This is a genomic window from Pseudoxanthomonas sp. YR558, from assembly GCF_900116385.1.
Classification (GTDB): domain Bacteria; phylum Pseudomonadota; class Gammaproteobacteria; order Xanthomonadales; family Xanthomonadaceae; genus Pseudoxanthomonas_A.
This window is the reverse complement of record NZ_FPCI01000001.1, coordinates 1,535,046-1,551,977: the sequence shown is the minus strand read 5'-3', so window position 1 is coordinate 1,551,977 and position 16,932 is coordinate 1,535,046. Positions and strand designations below refer to the sequence as shown.

19 protein-coding genes and 1 tRNA gene are annotated in these 16,932 nt (G+C 64.6%); 15 read left to right on the top strand and 5 right to left on the bottom strand.

All coding sequences use genetic code 11. The annotated features are described in order from the left end of the window. Positions 1–332: 332 nt before the first annotated feature. Positions 333–1,196: a hypothetical protein gene (locus BM365_RS07475; RefSeq protein ID WP_139227352.1), complete on the top strand. Its 864-nt coding sequence runs from the start codon at positions 333–335 to the stop codon at positions 1,194–1,196. A gap of 101 nt (positions 1,197–1,297) precedes the next feature. Beyond that, a complete protein-coding gene (locus BM365_RS07470) occupies positions 1,298–3,112 on the top strand; it encodes a peptidoglycan-binding protein (RefSeq protein ID WP_093487942.1) in 1,815 nt (604 codons plus the stop codon). Positions 3,113–3,183: 71 nt separating this feature from the next. On the opposite strand, the gene BM365_RS07465 is transcribed toward BM365_RS07470, so the two are convergent. From BM365_RS07465 to crp, 3 genes are all read right to left on the bottom strand, one after another. Further along, the gene (locus BM365_RS07465; RefSeq protein WP_093487939.1) at positions 3,184–3,933 is read right to left on the bottom strand and encodes a sulfite exporter TauE/SafE family protein; all 750 of its coding nucleotides are present in this window, start codon (positions 3,931–3,933) and stop codon (positions 3,184–3,186) included. Between the two features lie 63 nt (positions 3,934–3,996). After that, the gene (locus BM365_RS07460) at positions 3,997–4,410 is read right to left on the bottom strand and encodes a GNAT family N-acetyltransferase (RefSeq protein WP_158253542.1); all 414 of its coding nucleotides are present in this window, start codon (positions 4,408–4,410) and stop codon (positions 3,997–3,999) included. 80 nt (positions 4,411–4,490) lie between these two features. After that, positions 4,491–5,177, bottom strand: a complete 687-nt coding sequence (crp, locus tag BM365_RS07455) for a cAMP-activated global transcriptional regulator CRP (protein ID WP_233210926.1) — start codon at positions 5,175–5,177, stop codon at positions 4,491–4,493. Between the two features lie 185 nt (positions 5,178–5,362). Here crp and speD point away from each other — a divergent pair, with 185 nt between their 5' ends. Both speD and sugE read left to right on the top strand, forming a co-directional pair. Then, complete coding sequence (gene speD / locus BM365_RS07450; protein WP_056879496.1) at positions 5,363–6,157, top strand: adenosylmethionine decarboxylase; 795 nt, start codon at positions 5,363–5,365, stop codon at positions 6,155–6,157. Between the two features lie 171 nt (positions 6,158–6,328). After that, positions 6,329–6,643, top strand: coding sequence for a quaternary ammonium compound efflux SMR transporter SugE (gene sugE, locus BM365_RS07445; protein ID WP_093487935.1), 315 nt, complete (start codon positions 6,329–6,331; stop codon positions 6,641–6,643). A gap of 18 nt (positions 6,644–6,661) precedes the next feature. On the opposite strand, the gene coq7 is transcribed toward sugE, so the two are convergent. Continuing rightward, the gene (gene coq7, locus BM365_RS07440; RefSeq protein WP_093487933.1) at positions 6,662–7,303 is read right to left on the bottom strand and encodes a 2-polyprenyl-3-methyl-6-methoxy-1,4-benzoquinone monooxygenase; all 642 of its coding nucleotides are present in this window, start codon (positions 7,301–7,303) and stop codon (positions 6,662–6,664) included. A 170-nt stretch (positions 7,304–7,473) separates the two neighbouring features. Between coq7 and rplM the strand changes: the two genes are divergently transcribed. From rplM to maiA, 6 genes are all read left to right on the top strand, one after another. Then, entirely contained in the window at positions 7,474–7,902 is a 429-nt protein-coding gene (rplM, locus tag BM365_RS07435) for a 50S ribosomal protein L13 (RefSeq protein ID WP_055936916.1), read from the top strand. 2 nt (positions 7,903–7,904) lie between these two features. Next, the gene (gene rpsI / locus BM365_RS07430) at positions 7,905–8,297 is read left to right on the top strand and encodes a 30S ribosomal protein S9 (protein WP_056879499.1); all 393 of its coding nucleotides are present in this window, start codon (positions 7,905–7,907) and stop codon (positions 8,295–8,297) included. Positions 8,298–8,330: 33 nt separating this feature from the next. Further along, positions 8,331–8,405: transfer RNA gene (locus tag BM365_RS07425), tRNA-Gln, on the top strand. A gap of 67 nt (positions 8,406–8,472) precedes the next feature. Further along, positions 8,473–9,219, top strand: a complete 747-nt coding sequence (locus BM365_RS07420; protein WP_093487931.1) for a 2OG-Fe dioxygenase family protein — start codon at positions 8,473–8,475, stop codon at positions 9,217–9,219. Between the two features lie 64 nt (positions 9,220–9,283). After that, positions 9,284–10,273: a fumarylacetoacetate hydrolase family protein gene (locus BM365_RS07415; RefSeq protein WP_093487924.1), complete on the top strand. Its 990-nt coding sequence runs from the start codon at positions 9,284–9,286 to the stop codon at positions 10,271–10,273. 98 nt (positions 10,274–10,371) lie between these two features. Continuing rightward, a complete protein-coding gene (gene maiA, locus BM365_RS07410; protein ID WP_093487922.1) occupies positions 10,372–11,031 on the top strand; it encodes a maleylacetoacetate isomerase in 660 nt (219 codons plus the stop codon). A 57-nt stretch (positions 11,032–11,088) separates the two neighbouring features. Here maiA and BM365_RS07405 read toward each other — a convergent pair whose 3' ends face one another. Then, positions 11,089–12,225, bottom strand: a complete 1,137-nt coding sequence (locus tag BM365_RS07405) for a PilT/PilU family type 4a pilus ATPase (RefSeq protein ID WP_056879502.1) — start codon at positions 12,223–12,225, stop codon at positions 11,089–11,091. 95 nt (positions 12,226–12,320) lie between these two features. On the opposite strand from BM365_RS07405, the gene BM365_RS07400 reads away from it, so the two are divergent. The 5 genes from BM365_RS07400 (at position 12,321) to BM365_RS07380 (ending at position 16,931) form a co-directional block, all read left to right on the top strand. Continuing rightward, positions 12,321–12,698, top strand: a complete 378-nt coding sequence (locus BM365_RS07400; RefSeq protein WP_093487920.1) for a DUF4398 domain-containing protein — start codon at positions 12,321–12,323, stop codon at positions 12,696–12,698. Then, positions 12,695–13,588 carry an OmpA family protein gene (locus BM365_RS07395; protein ID WP_093487918.1) on the top strand — a complete coding sequence of 298 codons (894 nt, stop codon included), beginning with the start codon at positions 12,695–12,697 and terminating at the stop codon, positions 13,586–13,588. The genes BM365_RS07400 and BM365_RS07395 overlap by 4 nt, the downstream gene beginning before the upstream one ends. 355 nt (positions 13,589–13,943) lie before the next feature. Continuing rightward, entirely contained in the window at positions 13,944–14,162 is a 219-nt protein-coding gene (locus BM365_RS07390; RefSeq protein WP_093487916.1) for an HP1242/YdcH family protein, read from the top strand. A 114-nt stretch (positions 14,163–14,276) separates the two neighbouring features. Continuing rightward, positions 14,277–15,647 (top strand): pyridoxal-phosphate dependent enzyme, encoded by a 1,371-nt coding sequence (locus BM365_RS07385; RefSeq protein WP_093489580.1) that lies wholly within the window; start codon positions 14,277–14,279, stop codon positions 15,645–15,647. Between the two features lie 99 nt (positions 15,648–15,746). Beyond that, complete coding sequence (locus tag BM365_RS07380; RefSeq protein ID WP_093487914.1) at positions 15,747–16,931, top strand: cystathionine gamma-synthase; 1,185 nt, start codon at positions 15,747–15,749, stop codon at positions 16,929–16,931. The last annotated feature ends 1 nt before the right edge of the window (position 16,932 follow it).

The window sequence follows — 16,932 nt, the reverse complement described above, 5'->3', positions numbered from 1 at the left end:
ACTGCACGGCTCCGATACTGATTCGCGAGTGAGGGAAGATGTGCCTTTCTTCTGACTATTTCTAGGGCTATGAACGAGGCAACTCGGTTGCCGGGTGGAATCTGAGCGTGCTGACCCGAGAGTGTCAGTGAAGTTCAGCGACGCTTTCGATGCCTATGACTATTGAACGAGATGCGCCTGTTTCGGCTCTATGGTTGGCTGTCGAGTTTCTGAAGAAGCTAAGGAGGCCGATTCGATTGACTGTCACTAGCCCGGTCGATGATATCGAAGCGACGATATCCAGTATCCAAGCCGTCCGACTAAGTTCGATTACCCGCATGAGGTTGCAGCGCATGACAAAGCTATCCCCCCTGCTCCTGGCCGCGATGGCCGGCCTTGCTGTCGGCTGCGATGCGCAAGCGCCGAAAAACTTGGATGCAATGAGCCAGGCAACACAACCGCAGATGAAGGAACAAGACATGTCAGAGCTGAAACCGCCCGCCGCGGATAGCGTGTTGTATTTCATCTACCAGCGCGACGGGGATGGTGCGGTGAGCTACAAAGTCGATGGCGGTGCCACCGTCAGCTACTGGTACGGCCATGCGTTCGATCTGAAGGGAAAGCACTATTTCACCGGCTTCGGAGCCAAAAGCCAGGGCGAGGGTCCGGAAGGCGACGACGGCATGATGGATCCGGAGCATGTCGCGATCTCGCAGGCGACCTTCACTCGCGGCGAGAAGGGCGGTAAGCCCGAGTGGTCGAGGCCGGATACGGATGGCTATGTCGGTGAGTTCGGCAGGATGGGGCGGCCGGAGCAGATCGATGATTCGCGGAAGGCGCAGTCGTTCACGACCGGCGACGGACGTTATCTGCTGGCAGTGCCTACCCAGGACTTCGTCAACGGCACCGACGTCCGTATGTTCAGCCTGTTCCTCTTCGATCCAGGCAATGTTGACGCGCTGGGCTTCAGGCAGTGGGGATACGTGGGGAGTATTCCTGTCGGTGATGACAACAGTACCGCGTGCGATGGCGGCCAGGTCATGCCGTGTGTCGCCAGTACCGGGACGCTGGCGTTCGTGAAGACGGGCGAGGGCCTGCCCAACCTGAAGGTGTCCTCCAAGGGAACCACCATCGCGTCGCCCGGAAAAATCCGTGACATGACGGACGCGGACGACGTGGTCTACTCCTTCGATCAAACGACTGAACGCTACAAGTAGACAAGCCGATTTCAAGTTGACCGACTTGCATCAGGCCCATGGAGGGGCCCGGTTGACGTCCTGCGGCTACCCGGCCGCGAACATCAGCAAAGGAGCCAACGATGGCCAGTCAGCATACACGTGAACAGATCCTCGACATCATTGAAAGACAGGCGCAGGAAAGTGGCATTCCGCGAGACGACTTCCTGCGTTTCGCCTATATCGAAACAGGTGGCCGCTTCAATCCGGATGCGAGCAATCCGAGCGGTGCGAAGGGGCTTTTCCAGTTCGTACCGAAGACCGCCAAAGAGTATGGGATACAGGGTCGGGAGTTCGATCCGGAGGCGAACACACGCGCAGCCGCGCATCTGTACTCCGATAATCTCGGCGACATTTCGCGTCGCCAGGCACGCAGCGGGCACGAGTTCCTTTCCGGTGAACAAACACCCAATGGACTCGATCTCTATCTCGCCCATCAGCAGGGTGCCGCTGGTTATGCGTCCATCCAAAGCGCGATCGCTACGGGCGAGTTTTCGCTTGGAGTTTCTCGTCGAAACATTCTCAACAACATCAGCGAGCGGGATGTCGAGCGACTGACCGGCCGTCCCTACGCAGATTTGAGCGGTCTCAACGACCGCGACTTGGCGACGACGTTCTCGCAGTACTGGAACACCAAGTATGCCGCCATCAGCATTCCCGATCGCGGCATCCAGGCGGGCCAGCCCGATGCGGCAGCCCGTGAGCGCACTTCGCCGCTGGCCGATGGTGTGCTGCATAACGGCGAACGAGGTGAAGAGGTGCGCCGGCTGCAGACCTCGTTGAACCAGCTCGGTTTCCGCGATGGCCAAGGTGCGGAACTGGAAACGCGTTCGGGCATCTATGGCGACAAGACGCAGGAAGCGGTGCGCGCCTTCCAGGCGGCTAACCAGCTGGAAGCCACGGGCAATGCCGATGCGCGCACGCGCGCGGCCATTGTGCAGCAACTGGCGTTGCCTGAGCAGGAGCGTAACCGTGTCCAGCCCATGGAAGCGCAGCGGCGCGAAGGCGGACTGACCTGGCCGACGCCGGGCAATCGCGACATCAATGAGGCCGACAAGCCGCGCGAGGGCCGGGGCGAGTTTGGCACGCCGCGAAGCGGTGGTCGGCGTCATGGCGGTATCGACATCCAGGGCGATACCGGCGACCCCATTGTCGCAGTTGCAGGCGGCACGGTCGTGGTGCGTCCGAACAATGGTGCGGCGGGCAACACGGTTCATATCCGGCACGACGACGGCTCTCTTAGCAAGTACTTCCACCTGGGCGAATTCAGCGTCCGAAACGGCCAGCGCGTGGAAGCCGGGCAGCAGGTCGGCACCATGGGGCGCTCAGGCAACACGCCAGCGCAAGGCGACACGCATCTGCACTTCGAGCTGTGGCGGGACGGTCGCCAGGTCGACCCGTTGCCCTATTTGCGCGGTGCAAACCGGGATGCCGCGATGCCCGCACGATCCGCATCGCCCGAGGTGCTGCGTGACGGAGGTTCGGGGGCGTCGGTGCGGGAGCTGCAGCAGCAGCTCAACCAACTGGGTTACCGCGGCGCCGACGGCCAGTCTCTGGAGACATCGAGCGGCAGATTCGGCCCCCAGACGGAGCATGCGCTGCGGGCGTTCCAAGCGGATCGCGGGCTCAAGGTTGATGGCGTGTATGGCGAGCGGTCGCGTGAGGCGATGGCGATCTCCGTGCGCGACACGCGCGATGTCGCTCCTGCGGAGGCGGCATCGCAGCGTTCGTTCGTGGACCGCATGTTCTCTGCATTGCAGAGTGGCGATGATCGGGCCATGCGTCAGGCACTGGACGATTACCTTAAGACATCGGCCGGTCAGAGCTGGCAGAAGGAACAGTCCGTGACGGACCAGCAGGCCGCGCCGCAACGTGATCAGGCGGCTCCTTCCCGCTGAGCAGCTGCAATGTGTGCGGGTCGGTTCAATAACCGACCCGCATATCCGCTAGAAATGCCAGTCGCGAATGCCTAGAGGAACCACGCGCGACCGATTTGATACAGGCTGATCGACAGAACCAGCACGCCCACGACCTTCAAGACGATTCGTTCGGAAACATGGCGCACGAACCAGGCTGCAAACGGTGCGGCGATGGCGCCGCCGACCAGCAAGCCGAGCACGATCTCAAGATGGTCCAGACCGATCGTCAGGAGGAACGTCAGCGATACCACCAGCGTGATGACGAATTCCGAAGCGCTGACCGTGCCAATGGTGGTGCGGGCCTGTCCGCCGCGGGCGAGCAGGGTGGACGTGGCAAGCGGGCCCCATCCTCCGCCACCCGTGGCATCCAGCAGGCCGGCGAAGAATCCCAGCACCGGTACACGCTTGATTTCCTCGCGCGGCATCCAACGACCGAACGAACGGACGAGGATCAGGATCGCCAGCGCCAGCAGGTACAGGTAGACGAAGGGCCGGATGGCGTCGCCCGGCAGGCGGGTGAGCACGTACGCACCGAGCGCTCCGCCTATGGATCCCGAGATCGTCAGTCGCCAGAACAGACGCTTGTCGATGTTGCGGAAGTAGGCGTGCGATGCGCCGGACACGCCGGTGGTGACGACTTCCGCCGCATGCACGCTGGCGCTGACGGCCGCCGGGGGAAGACCCATGCTGAGCAGGATCGACGAGCAGATCAGGCCGAAGGCCATGCCCAGCGCGCCATCGACCAATTGCGCGCCGAGGCCGATCAGGATGAACCAGAAGAACTCGCTGCCGAACTCCATGCATGGATCCCTGCCGGTGGGAGATCCGACATCGCATGCTCGAAGGATACCCTGCGTTGTCGATCAGGCTCCGCCGAGTGCGCGGGTGAAGCGGAGCGAGCTTTCGGTGAAGCCGCAGGCGCGATAGAACGCGTGGGCTTCGGTGCGGTGCAGGGCGGTGGTCAGTTCGAGTCGCACGCAGTCCGCGCCGCGTGCACGGCGGTAGGCCTCCTCCAGCAACTGTCGTCCGAGCCCACTGCCTCGCGCTTCGGTAGCGACGACCAGCGCGGTGATCCGGCAGATGAGCGCACCCAACGGAACGTAATAGAGGAAGTGCAGGCCAACGAGGCCGCATCGCCCGCCGTCGCGCCGTGCGAGCAGCAGCACTTGCTGGCGATCGGCATCCACAGCGTGGATGCGCTCAGCGGCTTCGCGCGTAGAACAGGGGTAACCCAGCTCCGCCAGCAGGTGCGCGACATCATCTGCATCCCCCGGCATGACAGGGCGGATGTCGAGAGGTGGAAGCGTGTTGGAAGGCGTGGCCGGTCGCAATGGAGGACCGGCCCGACCCATGGAGATCAGCGGGTGCCGTACAGGACGACGGTCTTGCCCCGCGCATGCAGCGAGCCATCCGCCTGCAGCTTCTTCAGTACGCGACCAGCCATCTCGCGCGAACAACCGACCAAGCGGGCGAGCTCCTGGCGGGAGACGCGCAGCTGGGTGCCCTGCGGATGGCTCATGGCTTCCGGTTCGCGGGCGAGGTCGTGCAGGGTGCGGACGATGCGGTCGGTCACGTCCAGGAACGCCAGACGGCTGGCCTTCCGGCTGGTGTCCAGCAGGCGCCGGGACAACTGGGCGCCGATGGCGTACAGCAGCTTGGGGGCGTCGGCCGAGAGCGTGCCCAGGAACAGCTGGTGCAGGCGCTCGTAGCTGATCTCGGCCAGTTCGCACTGGGTCCGGGTGCGCAGGATCACTTCCCGGCGGTCGGACTCGATGAACAGGCCCATCTCACCGACGAACTCACCACTACCGAAGTAGCCGAGGACCAGTTCGCGGTCGTCGTCTTCCTCGGTAATGATGCTGACCGAGCCGCTGACCACGTAATACAAGGTGCCGGCCGGATCTCCCGGGCGGAACACGTCGGCGCGGGCCGGATAGCGTCGCCTGTGGCTATGGGCGAGGAAACGCTCAAGCGTGGCGTTGTCCGGCGTCAGGGGGCTGGCGGCGGGGCGAGCGGGGGCTGAAAGGGGGATGCCTGGGCTCATGGTGGTCGCGGCTTGTAATTCCGGAAGCTTAGTCCGAATACGTAGCCGACGGCAAACGCAGGCCATGCAAGGGCTGGGCCAGTCCCGCGGCGGCGGGCCGACGGGTGGCGGTGGACATTTCGCTGTCACCCCTAATGGCGCATAATTTGCCCCCCATCCGATACCCCCCAAGAGGGACCACCGCCGTGGTAAAACCCCTGCCTCGCCTGCGGCTGCAAGGCTTCAACAACCTGACCAAGGCGCTGAGCTTCAACATCTACGACGTGTGCTACGCCTCGTCCGAGGATGAGCGTCGCCGGTACATCGAGTACATCGACGAGGAATACAACGCCGACCGCCTGACCCAGATCCTGACGGACGTGGCGGAGATCATCGGCGCCAACATCCTGAACGTGGCCCGCCAGGACTACGATCCCCAGGGCGCGTCGGTGACCATCCTCATCTCCGAGGAGCCGGTGATCGACAAGAAGGATGCGGGCAAGGAGATCATCTCCGACGCGGTGGTGGCCCACATGGACAAGTCGCACATCACGGTGCACACGTATCCGGAAACCCATCCGGACAACGGCATCGCGACATTCCGCGCGGATATCGATGTGGCGACCTGCGGCGTCATCTCGCCGCTGAAAGCTCTGAATTACCTGATCGAAAGCCTGGAATCCGACATCGTCATCATGGATTACCGGGTCCGTGGCTTCACCCGCGACGTGAAGGGCAAGAAGCACTACATCGACCACAAGATCAATTCGATCCAGGACTTCCTGGCCAAGAACATCAAGTCGCGCTACGAGATGCTCGACGTGAACGTCTACCAGGAAAACATCTTCCACACGAAGATGCACCTGAAGGAGTTCGACCTCGACAACTACCTGTTCGAGGAGAAGGCCAAGAACCTATCGTTCAAGGAGCGCATGAAGATCGAGGCGCGCCTGAAGCGGGAGATCGAAGAGCTGTACCACGGGCGCAACCTGTCCGAGTGACAGGGCCGCGGGGTTACACCCCATTGGGGTGACCCGCGGTAAGGTGGGTTCAAACAGGCGGGACGACCCGCCCGCGGCGCAGGCCGCGCACCAGGACCGACGGCGGTCCGGAACGAGAGTTCCGGGCCGCTTTTGCGTTGTGGCCCGGACATAAACCTGAGGAGAAGGCGTATGGCGTGGGTATATCTGGTGTTGGCGGGCGTGCTGGAAATCGTGTGGGCGGTCGGCCTGAAGTATTCCGAGGGCTTTACCCGCCTCGTGCCCAGTGTGGTCACGGCCGTTGCCGCGGCGGCCAGCTTCTGGCTGCTGGCGGCAGCCCTGAAGCACATCCCGCTGGGAACGGGCTATGCGATCTGGGTGGGCATCGGCGCCGTCGGCACCGCCTGTGTGGGCATGTGGCTGTTCCAGGAGCCTGCCACGGCGGCGCGGCTGGTCTGCATCGGCCTGATCGTGGCCGGCATCATCGGTCTGAAACTGGCTTCGTAAACCGGGACTGGCGGCGCCTCAGAGGCGGTAGGCCACGGCCTTCATCAGCTTCGAGGCGCCGGCCATCAGGGTTGGGATCGGGGCCGGGAGCACCCGGGCGCCGGCATGCTGGGCATGCTCGGCATGGCGGGCTTCGTCGGCTTTCATCACCGTCAGGATCTCGCGGCTGCGCAGGTCGGCGGGCGGCAGGGTTTCCAGGTGTTCGTCCAGGTGGGCCTCCACCTGATGTTCTGTCTCGACCACGAAGCCCAGGCTCCAGCCATCGCCCCGCAAACCGGCCAGCGCGCCCAGGGCGTAGCTGCCGGCATACCAAAGGGGGTTGAACAGGCTGGGACGGCTGTCGAGCTCCCTTAGTCGGTCCGCACACCAGGCCAGGTGATCGGTCTCTTCCTGGGCGGCATCGAGCAGATGGGCGCGGGTCTCAGGGTCGCGGGCGACCGCGGCCTGGCCGAAATAGAGCCCTTGGGCGCAGACCTCGCCCACATGGTTGATCCGCATCAGCCCGGCGGCATGGCGCTGTTCGGTCTCGTCCATGGCGACATCCGGCGTATCGCCGGCGGGATTGGCCCTTTGGGCCGGCGGGTTGCCGAAGACGGTGTCCAGGCCGCGCTGGGCTTCCACCAGCCAGCGGTCCAAGGGGGAAAAGGTCCGCGTGTTCATGGCGCTATTGTGCCGCGATCGCGCCTCCCCGTCTGGCGGAGGATGGGCGGCTTGCAAGGGAAAGGGTCGATCCGTACAATACCGCCCCTCGCGCTTCACCCTTCACAACGCGTGGCAAAGTTCCGCCCGGGAAACCGCGGAATCCGCCCGACCAGACACACGAGAGTTACATGAGCACCTTTACCGCCAAGTCCGAGACCGTCCAGCGTGACTGGTACGTCGTCGACGCAGCAGGCAAGACCCTGGGTCGCCTGTCCACCGAGCTGGCCCGCCGTCTCCGCGGCAAGCACAAGCCCGTCTATACCCCTCACGTTGACACCGGCGACTACCTCGTCGTGATCAATGCCGAGAAGATCCACGTCACCGGCAACAAGCTGGCCGACAAGAAGTACCACCGCTTCACCGGCTACATCGGCAACCTGAAGACCGAGACGCTGGCGCAGGCGCTGGAGCGCCATCCGGAACGCGTCATCGAGACCGCCGTGAAGGGCATGCTGCCGAAGGGCCCGCTGGGCCGCGACATGTATCGCAAGCTCAAGGTTTACGCCGGCCCGAATCATCCGCACGCCGCTCAGCAGCCGCAGGTCCTGGACATCTAATCATGGCTATCACTCAGAACTACGGCACCGGCCGTCGCAAGTCCTCCACCGCCCGCGTGTTCCTGCGCAAGGGTTCCGGCAACATCACGGTCAACGGTCGTCCGCTGGACGAGTTCTTCGGCCGCGAAACCGGCCGCATGATCGTGCGCCAGCCGCTGGAGCTGACCAAGAACACGGAAACCTTCGACATCACCGTGACCACCACCGGTGGCGGCATCACCGGTCAGGCCGGCGCCATCCGCCTGGGCATCGCACGCGCGCTGGTGGAATACGATGAAACGCTGAAGTCGGAACTGCGCAAGGCAGGCTTCGTGACCCGCGACGCCCGTGAAGTCGAGCGTAAGAAGGTCGGCCTGCACAAGGCGCGTCGCGCCACGCAGTTCTCCAAGCGCTAACAGACGCGCTACACTACGCGTCACTGGTTACACAGCCCCGTCGCCAAGCGGTAAGGCACCTGACTCTGACTCAGGCATTCGGTGGTTCGAATCCATCCGGGGCTGCCAACTTGAAGTCCACTGGACATCCGCGAAAGCCCGCCTCTGGCGGGTTTTTGCGTTGAGGGGTCTTGCCATGGTCGCGATGTTCCAACCTCCTTTTTGCCCCGCCGACGAGGCTGTGCGCCGCGTGCAGGAACGTGGCTACGCGGTGCTCGAGCCGCGGGCCATGGCCGACGCCGTAGGCGTCGATCTCGACGCACTCGATACGTTGCTGCCGAGCTGGGATCGGCTGGAAGTGGACGAGTACCTCAAGGACGGCGGCCGCTATCGGCGGCGGCGGCATTCGTGCTTCGTCCTGGATGCGGAAGGCATCGCGCAAGCGCCGCACCGCGCGCACTGGCAGTCGCTGGATTACAACGCCTTGCATGGCGGCATGCAGCGCTGGTTCGAGCCGATCGAGCCGGCCGTCGCGGAAGCCCAGGCCTGGCGGCAACTCTTGGTGGGGCTGGGTCGCTGGTGTTCCATGCTCAGGGGCCAGCGCCCCTGGTATGTCGAGGCGCATCAATTCCGCATCGACACCACCGACGGCATCGGCCGCCCGACGCCGGAAGGCGCGCATCGCGACGGTGTCGATTTCGTTGCGGTGCTGCTGCTGGGCCGCCAGGGCATCAAAGGGGGCGAAACCCGCGTCTTCGCCGCCGCAGGGCCGGACGGGCAGCGCTTTACGCTGGAAGCCCCGTGGTCGCTGCTGTTCCTCGACGACGAGCGCGTCATCCACGAATCCACCCCGATCCAGCCCCTGGACGGGCAGGGCCATCGCGATACGCTGGTGCTGACCTTCCGCAAGGACGGCTTCCAGGGCGACCCCCGCGAAGGCTGACCGTCGCGCGCATTTCGTTACAATTGAAACCATGGCGCATGGGCGCCGGCATCCTGGAGTTCCGATGAAGCTGGGTTCCCTGAAGGAAGGTGGTCGCGACGGTACGTTGATCGTCGTGTCGCGTGATCTGGCCCGCGGCGTGCGCGCCACCGGCATCGCGCCGACGCTGCAGCGCGCGCTGGAGGACTGGAGCAACACCGCGCCGCGCCTCAACGCGCTGTACGAATCGTTGAATGCCGGTGATGTCGAGGGTGCCTTCGATATCGACTTGCACGCGCTCGCCGCGCCGCTGCCGCGCGCCTATGAATTCGTCGACGGCAGCGCCTACCTGCCTCACGTCGAGCGCGTGCGCCGTGCGCGCAATGCGGAAGTGCCGGCGAGCTTCTACACCGACCCGCTGATGTACCAGGCGACCAGCGCAGGCTTCCTTGGCCCGCGCGATCCGGTGAAGGTGGTCAGCGAAGACCACGGCATCGATCTGGAGGCCGAGATCGTCGTGATCACCGACGACGTGCCGATGGCGGTCACACCCGCGCAGGCGGCCGGGCACATCCAGCTGATCGGCCTGGTCAACGACGTGTCGCTGCGCAACCTGATTCCGGGCGAGCTCGCCAAGGGCTTCGGCTTCCTCCAGTCCAAGCCGCGGTCGGCGTTGTCGCCGGTCTTCGTCACGCCGGACGAATTGGACGCCGCATGGGATGGCAACAAGGTGCACCTGCCGCTGGTGACCCACATCAACGGCGCGTGGTTTGGTGCGCCGGAAGCCGGTGTCGACATGCAGTTCGACTTCTCGCAGCTCGTCGCCCACGCCGCCAAGACGCGCCCGCTGTCCGCAGGCACCATCGTCGGCTCGGGCACCATCGCCAACGAGGACACCTCGAAGGGCGCCTCGTGCTTCGCCGAGAAGCGCACCGTCGAGACGCTCCGCGATGGCAAGCCCAGCACCCCGTTCATGAGCTTCGGCGATGTGGTCCACATCGAAATGAAGGATCGTGACGGCCGTTCCATTTTTGGTGCGATCGAGCAGCGGATCGAGGCCCAACCCTTGCCTTAAGGCTGGGCCCGGGCCCAGTGTGGTTGCCTGAAGGACCGAAGCGGGCAGGGACGTGGATTCCGGGAATTTGATGGCGCAAACCGCGGGGAGCGGCTTGCATGGCTGAGCAACTGAAGCTTTATTCCTACTGGCGCTCAAGCGCCGCCTATCGTGTCCGCATCGGCCTGAACCTGAAGGGCCTGGTGTACGAGACCGTGCCCGTGCATCTGGTGCGCGACGGTGGGCAGCAGCACTCTGCGGAGTACATCGCCAAGAATCCCCAGCAGCTGGTACCGACGCTGCAGCACGGAGAGCGGGTGATCCGGCAATCGCTGGCGATCCTCGAATACCTCGACGAAGCTTGGCCTTCGCCGCGCTTGCTGCCGATGACAGCGCGCGACCGCGCCCGCGTGCGAGCGCTGGCGCAGATGGTCGCGTGCGACGTCCACCCGCTGAACAACCTGCGCGTGCTGCAGTATTTCGAGCACACCTGGAATGTCCCGCAGGCCGAGCGCGACGATTGGATCAAGCACTGGATCGTCGAAGGCTTCACGGCGATGGAGGCCTTGCTCGTCGAGGATGCCGCTACCGGTCCGTACTGCCATGGGCAGACACCCGGGCTTGCGGATTGTTTCCTGGTGCCGCAGGTTTTCAATGCGCGTCGCTTCGGCGTGGACGTCACGGCGTTCCCGACGATCCTGCGCATCGAGGAAGCGTGTCTGGCCTTGCCGGCGTTCGATCGCGCACGTCCCGAAAACCAACCCGACGCCACCGCCTGAAACGAGAAGGGCAGCTTGCGCTGCCCTTGCCGTGCGTGTCGCGATGTCTTGCGGCGGTCAGCCGAAGCCGTGGGTGATGCGCGGCGAACTGCTGCCGTTGTCGTAGTCGGCGTAGGGATCGTGCTCACCCTTGCTGCCTTCGGACAGACGGAACTTCAGTGCCAGGCCATCGCGCGAATCGGCGGCGCGCAGCGCTTCTTCCTGTTCGATCTGACCTTCCTTCACCATGCGGAACAGGCACTGGTCGAAGGTCTCCATGCCTTCCTCCAGAGACTCTTCCATGGCGGCCTTGATCTCGTGAACCTGCCCGCGGCGCAGCAGGTCGCGGATCATCGGAGTGTTGATCAACACTTCCGCAGCGGGCAGGCGGCGGCCATCGGTACCCTTGACCAAGCGCTGGGAAACCACGGCGCGCAGGTTCAGCGCCAGGTTCATCAGCACGTTCTTGTGCGCGCTCTCCGGGAAGAAGTTGAGGATGCGCTCGATGGTCTGATCGGCGTTATTCGAGTGCAGTGTGGCCAGACAGAGGTGGCCCGTCTCGGCGAACGCAATCGCCGCTTCCATCGTGGTGGCGTCCAGGATTTCGCCGATCAGGATGACGTCCGGCGCCTCGCGCATCGCGTTCTTGAGCGCGTTGTGGAAGGCGTGGGTATCCAGGCCGACTTCGCGCTGGTTCACGATGGACTGCTTGTGCCGGTGCAGGTACTCGATCGGATCCTCGATGGTGAGGATGTGGCCGGTACTCGTCGTGTTGCGGTAGTCGATCATCGAAGCGAGCGAGGTCGACTTGCCCGAGCCGGTGGAGCCGACGATCAGCACCAGCCCGCGCGGGGTCATGATGATGTCCTTCAGCACCGGCGGGAGGTTCAGCTCCTCGATGCTCGGAATCACGCTGCGGATGGCGCGGATGACCATGCCCACTTCGCCGCGCTGCTTGAACACGTTGACGCGGAAGCGGCCGGCGTCCTGCAGGGCGATCGCCATGTTCAGCTCGAGTTCGCGCTCGAACACGGGCACCTGGCCCTCGTCCATCAGCGAGTACGCGATCTTCTTGACCATGCCGGGTGGCAGGCCGGTGTTGCCCAAGGGGTACAGCTTGCCCTCGATCTTGATGTAGACCGGCGCCCCGGTCGTGAGGAACATGTCCGAGGCGTTCTTCTCGGTCATCAGCTTCAGGAAATAGCCGATGTCCATATGCAAAGCTCCCCACGATGCGCGGCACCACGTTGCAACGGCGCCGAAGGCTACAGACAATGGCCGCGCGTACCCCTCAACGTCACGGCACCCCAATGACTGTTAGCTTCGCACACTTCCCCAGGCCCCTGCATGTGATGGCCGCCGCAGTAGCGGCACTGGCCCTGGTGCCCGCCTTCGCCCAGAGCGTCCCCACGCCGGAGCTCGAGGCCGCGGTGAAGGCCGTGCAGCGCGCCGACCAGGCCGATGCCGATCAGTACGCTCCGGAGCCGTTGGCCGCCGCCCGCCAGTCGCTGGCCCAGGCGCAGTCCACGCGAAACAAGAAGGAAGCACTCGATTTCGCCCTGCGCGCAGCGGCGGATGCCGATCTGGCGCGCGCGCGCAGCGAAGAAGCCGTAGCGACGGCCGAGGTCGGCCAGCGCCGCGCGGAAATCGCCGACCTGCAGCGTCAGCTCGGGGAGGGCGGCCGATGAGCGCACGCCGAAACGTCCCGCTCGTCTTGTGCCTGGTGCTTGCCGCCACGGCGGCGATGAGTGCGTTCGCTGCAGACAACCCGGTGGTGGTGCAGCTCAATCAGCGCCTGACCCGGCTGCAGTCCGATCCTGCCCTAGCGGAATTCGCGGCCTACGAGAAGCTCCAGGCGCAGCACGCCGTGGCCGCGTTCGACGACGCGCGCCGCAGCCAGCGGGAGACCCTGCAGTACGTGGCCGAGCGCCGCGTTGAGATCGCCGAGATCGCGGCCCGCACCCAAGCCGCGCGCCGCGAGGCGGATCGTCTGGACCGCACGCGCAGTGAATTGCTGGTGGAAGCCAGCCGTCGCGAAGCCGAGCGTGCGCGCCGTGAGACCGAGCGTCTGCGTGTGCAGGCGCAGATCCAGGCCGAAGAGGCGGACCGCCTGCGGTTGGCGGCGGAAGCCGAGGCGCTGGCCCGGCAGGAAGCGGAGACCACACTGGATACCGTGGCGGGCCAGCAGGCCAGTCGACTCAGCACCGCGCGCCAACGTGAGTTGAAGCTGGCACGGGAAGAGGCGGAACTCGTCTCGGGGGCGAAGCTGCCGGCGTCCAAGTTCGAAAGCCGTGGCGAGGTCTTCACGCTGGGCGCGGACGCTTTCGCAAGCGGATCGGCGAAGCTGTCCGGGGGGGGCAGTTCGACGGCAAGCGCGCTGGCCGCCTACCTGCAGGCAAACCCCAAGGCGCGCGCGCGGATCGAGGGGTACGGCGACAAGCAGACGCCGGGACAGCGCCGCGCGGATGCCGTGCGGGACGCCCTGACGGCGGGTGGCGTGCAGCGAAACCGACTGCAGAGCGCCGCGAAAGGGGCCGGCACGAAGGCGCGCGCCATCGAAGTTGTCATCACGCACTGATTTTCCTTTAAGGATCAGTCTGTTATCCGGCGCTCCGAGGTGTGCGGGGCGGTCCATGTGAGGAGCAGCGAGCCCTGCAATACACCCCGAATCAAGTACTTACGAATGGGGTTGCCGGGGCTTCGGACGAGGAGTAGGGTCGTATACCCAAGCGACCCCTGTCGCTTGGCTCACCGGAGAATCGCCCCGATGACGCCCGTTCCAGTCCCACAGGAAACCGCCGCCGGCAGCCAGGCTGTCGCGGGCCTTCCGGTGGGGGGTGCCCGCGTCACGGATCAGCACCTCCGCTCCCAAGCCAACGCCCCGTGCCTGTGAAGGCCGGGGCGTTCGTATTTCTGCTGAAGGAGGTAACACCATGTTCGAAGGTCAACCGCAGGCCGAAATCGATGCACTCATCAAGGCCGATCCGGAGTTCAAGCAGCTTTACCAGCGCCATCGCGAGCTGGACAAGAAAGTCACCGATGCCGAACTCGGCGTCCTGCCCATCGATGACAACCTGCTCGGGCAGATGAAGCGCGAAAAGCTGCACGCCAAGGAGCGATTGCTCCGGATCTACGACACAAAGCCCCACTGACGCCTCCCCGATCTTTCTCGTCGCGGGCGGCGACGGCCTCCTCGTCGGCCGTCGCCGTCCGCGTCACCCTAGTGCGATAATCCGGGCCACGTTCCGCACCGGATGCACGGCCGCATGGCGATCCACTCCTCCGTACTCGAGCTGATCGGCGACACGCCGATCGTCCAGGCCAAGCGCCTCGACACCGGGCTCTGCACCCTTTATCTCAAGCTCGAGAGCGCCAACCCCGGCGGGTCCATCAAGGACCGCATCGGCATGTCGATGATCGAGGCCGCCGAAAAGCGCGGCGACCTGAAGCCCGGCGCCACGCTCGTGGAGGGTACGGCGGGAAATACCGGCATCGGACTGGCACTGGTCGCCCAGCAGAAGGGCTACAAGCTGATGCTGGTCGTCCCGGACAAGATGAGCCGGGAGAAGATCTTCAACCTGAAGGCCATGGGCGCCGAGGTCATCCTGACCCGCTCCGACGTCGCGAAGGGACATCCCGAGTACTACCAGGATCTGGCCGAGCGCATTGCGCGCGAAACGCCGGGTGCCTACTTCATCAACCAATTCGGCAATCCGGATAACCCCGCTGCGCATGAATTCGGCACCGGTCCTGAGATCCTGAGGCAGATGGACGGCCAACTGGATGCCATCGTCTTCGGCTGCGGCAGCTCCGGGACCATGACGGGTCTGTCGCGGTGCTTCGCGGCGCATTCGCCCCAGACCGAGATGGTGCTTGCCGATCCGGTCGGCTCCATCCTGACCCAGTACATCAACGAGGGGACCCTTAGCACGAAGTCGGGCAGCTGGCTGGTGGAAGGCATCGGCGAGGATTTCCTGCCGCAGATCTCGGACTTCACGCGCGTCAAGAAGGCCTATGCGATCAGCGATCGCGAGAGTTTCCTGACCGCGCGCGAGCTGCTGGCGAAAGAGGGCATTCTGGGCGGCTCCTCGACGGGCACGCTGCTCGCCGCGGCGCTGAAGTACTGCCGCGAGCAGACCGAACCGAAGAAGGTGCTCGTCTTCGTCTGCGACACCGGCAACAAGTACCTGTCCAAGATGTACAACGACTATTGGATGCTGGACAACGGCTTCATCGACCGCCCCCAGTATGGTGATCTGCGAGACCTGATCCTGCGTCCCTATAGCCAGCGGGACACGGTCGTGGTCAGCCCTACGGACCTGCTGACGACGGCCTATCAGCGCATGAAGTTGTACGACGTCTCGCAGCTACCGGTGATGGAAGGCGACAAGCTGGCCGGCATCGTCGACGAAAGCGATGTGCTGCTGCACGTGTACGGCGACGAGGCGCGTTTCCGCGATCCCGTCTCCACCGCGATGGTCAGCAAGCTGGACCGCCTGGACGTCCGTTCGCCGATCGAGGCCCTGCTACCGGTCTTCGATCGCGGGCAGGTGGCCATCATCACGGACGGAGACGCCTTCCTGGGCCTGATCACCCGCATCGATCTTCTGAACTATCTGCGACGCCGCGCACAGTAGGCGGCGATGCATGGCCGCCCGCAGGGGAGGGCGGCCGGACACGGACGATACGTTAAGGACCCGCTGTTAAAATGGCGGGCTGACTCAAGGAACCCGAATATGGCGCACCATTCATCTCCCTCCGGCGGGAACGCCGGAGATCTCGCCCTGGGCACCCTGGCCATCCATGGCGGGCAATCCCCGGACCCCACCACGGGCGCGGTCATGCCGCCTATCTACGCGACCTCGACGTACGCGCAGAGCAGCCCGGGCGTCCATCAGGGTTTCGAGTACTCCCGCACGCACAACCCGACGCGCTTCGCCTACGAGCGCTGCGTGGCGACCCTCGAGGGCGGAAGCCGCGGGTTCGCCTTCGCATCGGGCATGGCCGCGACCTCGACGATCCTGGAACTGCTCGACAGTGGTAGCCACGTCGTCGCGATGGACGACCTCTACGGCGGCAGCTTCCGCCTGTTCGAGCGGGTGCGCAGACGCACGGCGGCGCTGGATTTCAGCTTCGTCGACATGACCGACCTGGCGGCGTTCGAGTCCTCGATCCGCCCGGAAACGCGACTCGTGTGGGTGGAGACCCCCACAAACCCCATGCTCAAGATCGTCGACATCGCTGCCATCTGCGAGATCGCGCGCAAGCGCGGCCTGCGTGTGGTCGTCGACAACACCTTCGCCTCGCCGATCCTGCAGCGTCCGCTCGCGCTCGGTGCCGACATCGTCATGCATTCGGCCACCAAGTACCTCAATGGCCACTCCGATATGGTCGGCGGCATGGTGGTGGTCGGGGATGATGCGGAACTGGCCGAACAGATGGCCTTCCTGCAGAACTCCATCGGCGCGGTGCAAGGGCCTTTCGACAGCTTCCTCGCTCTGCGCGGCCTGAAGACCCTACACCTCCGGATGAAGGCACACTGCGAGAACGCCCTGGCATTGGCGCAGTGGCTCGAGACGCATCCCGCGATCGAGAAAGTCATCTACCCCGGCCTGGCATCCCATCCCCAGCATGCGCTTGCCGCCCGGCAGATGCAGGGCTTCGGCGGCATCATTTCCATCGTGATCAAGGGCGGCTTCGATGCCGCTCGCCGGTTCTGCGAAAACACAACGCTCTTCACCCTGGCCGAATCGCTCGGTGGCGTGGAAAGTCTGGTCAATCACCCGGCCGTCATGACGCATGCGTCGGTGCCGGTAGAGCGGCGGGAGAAGCTGGGAATCACCGATGGGCTGGTGCGGTTGAGTGTGGGGATTGAGGCGCAGGAAGACCTCATCCATGACCTGACAGCTGCGCTGGCTTGAG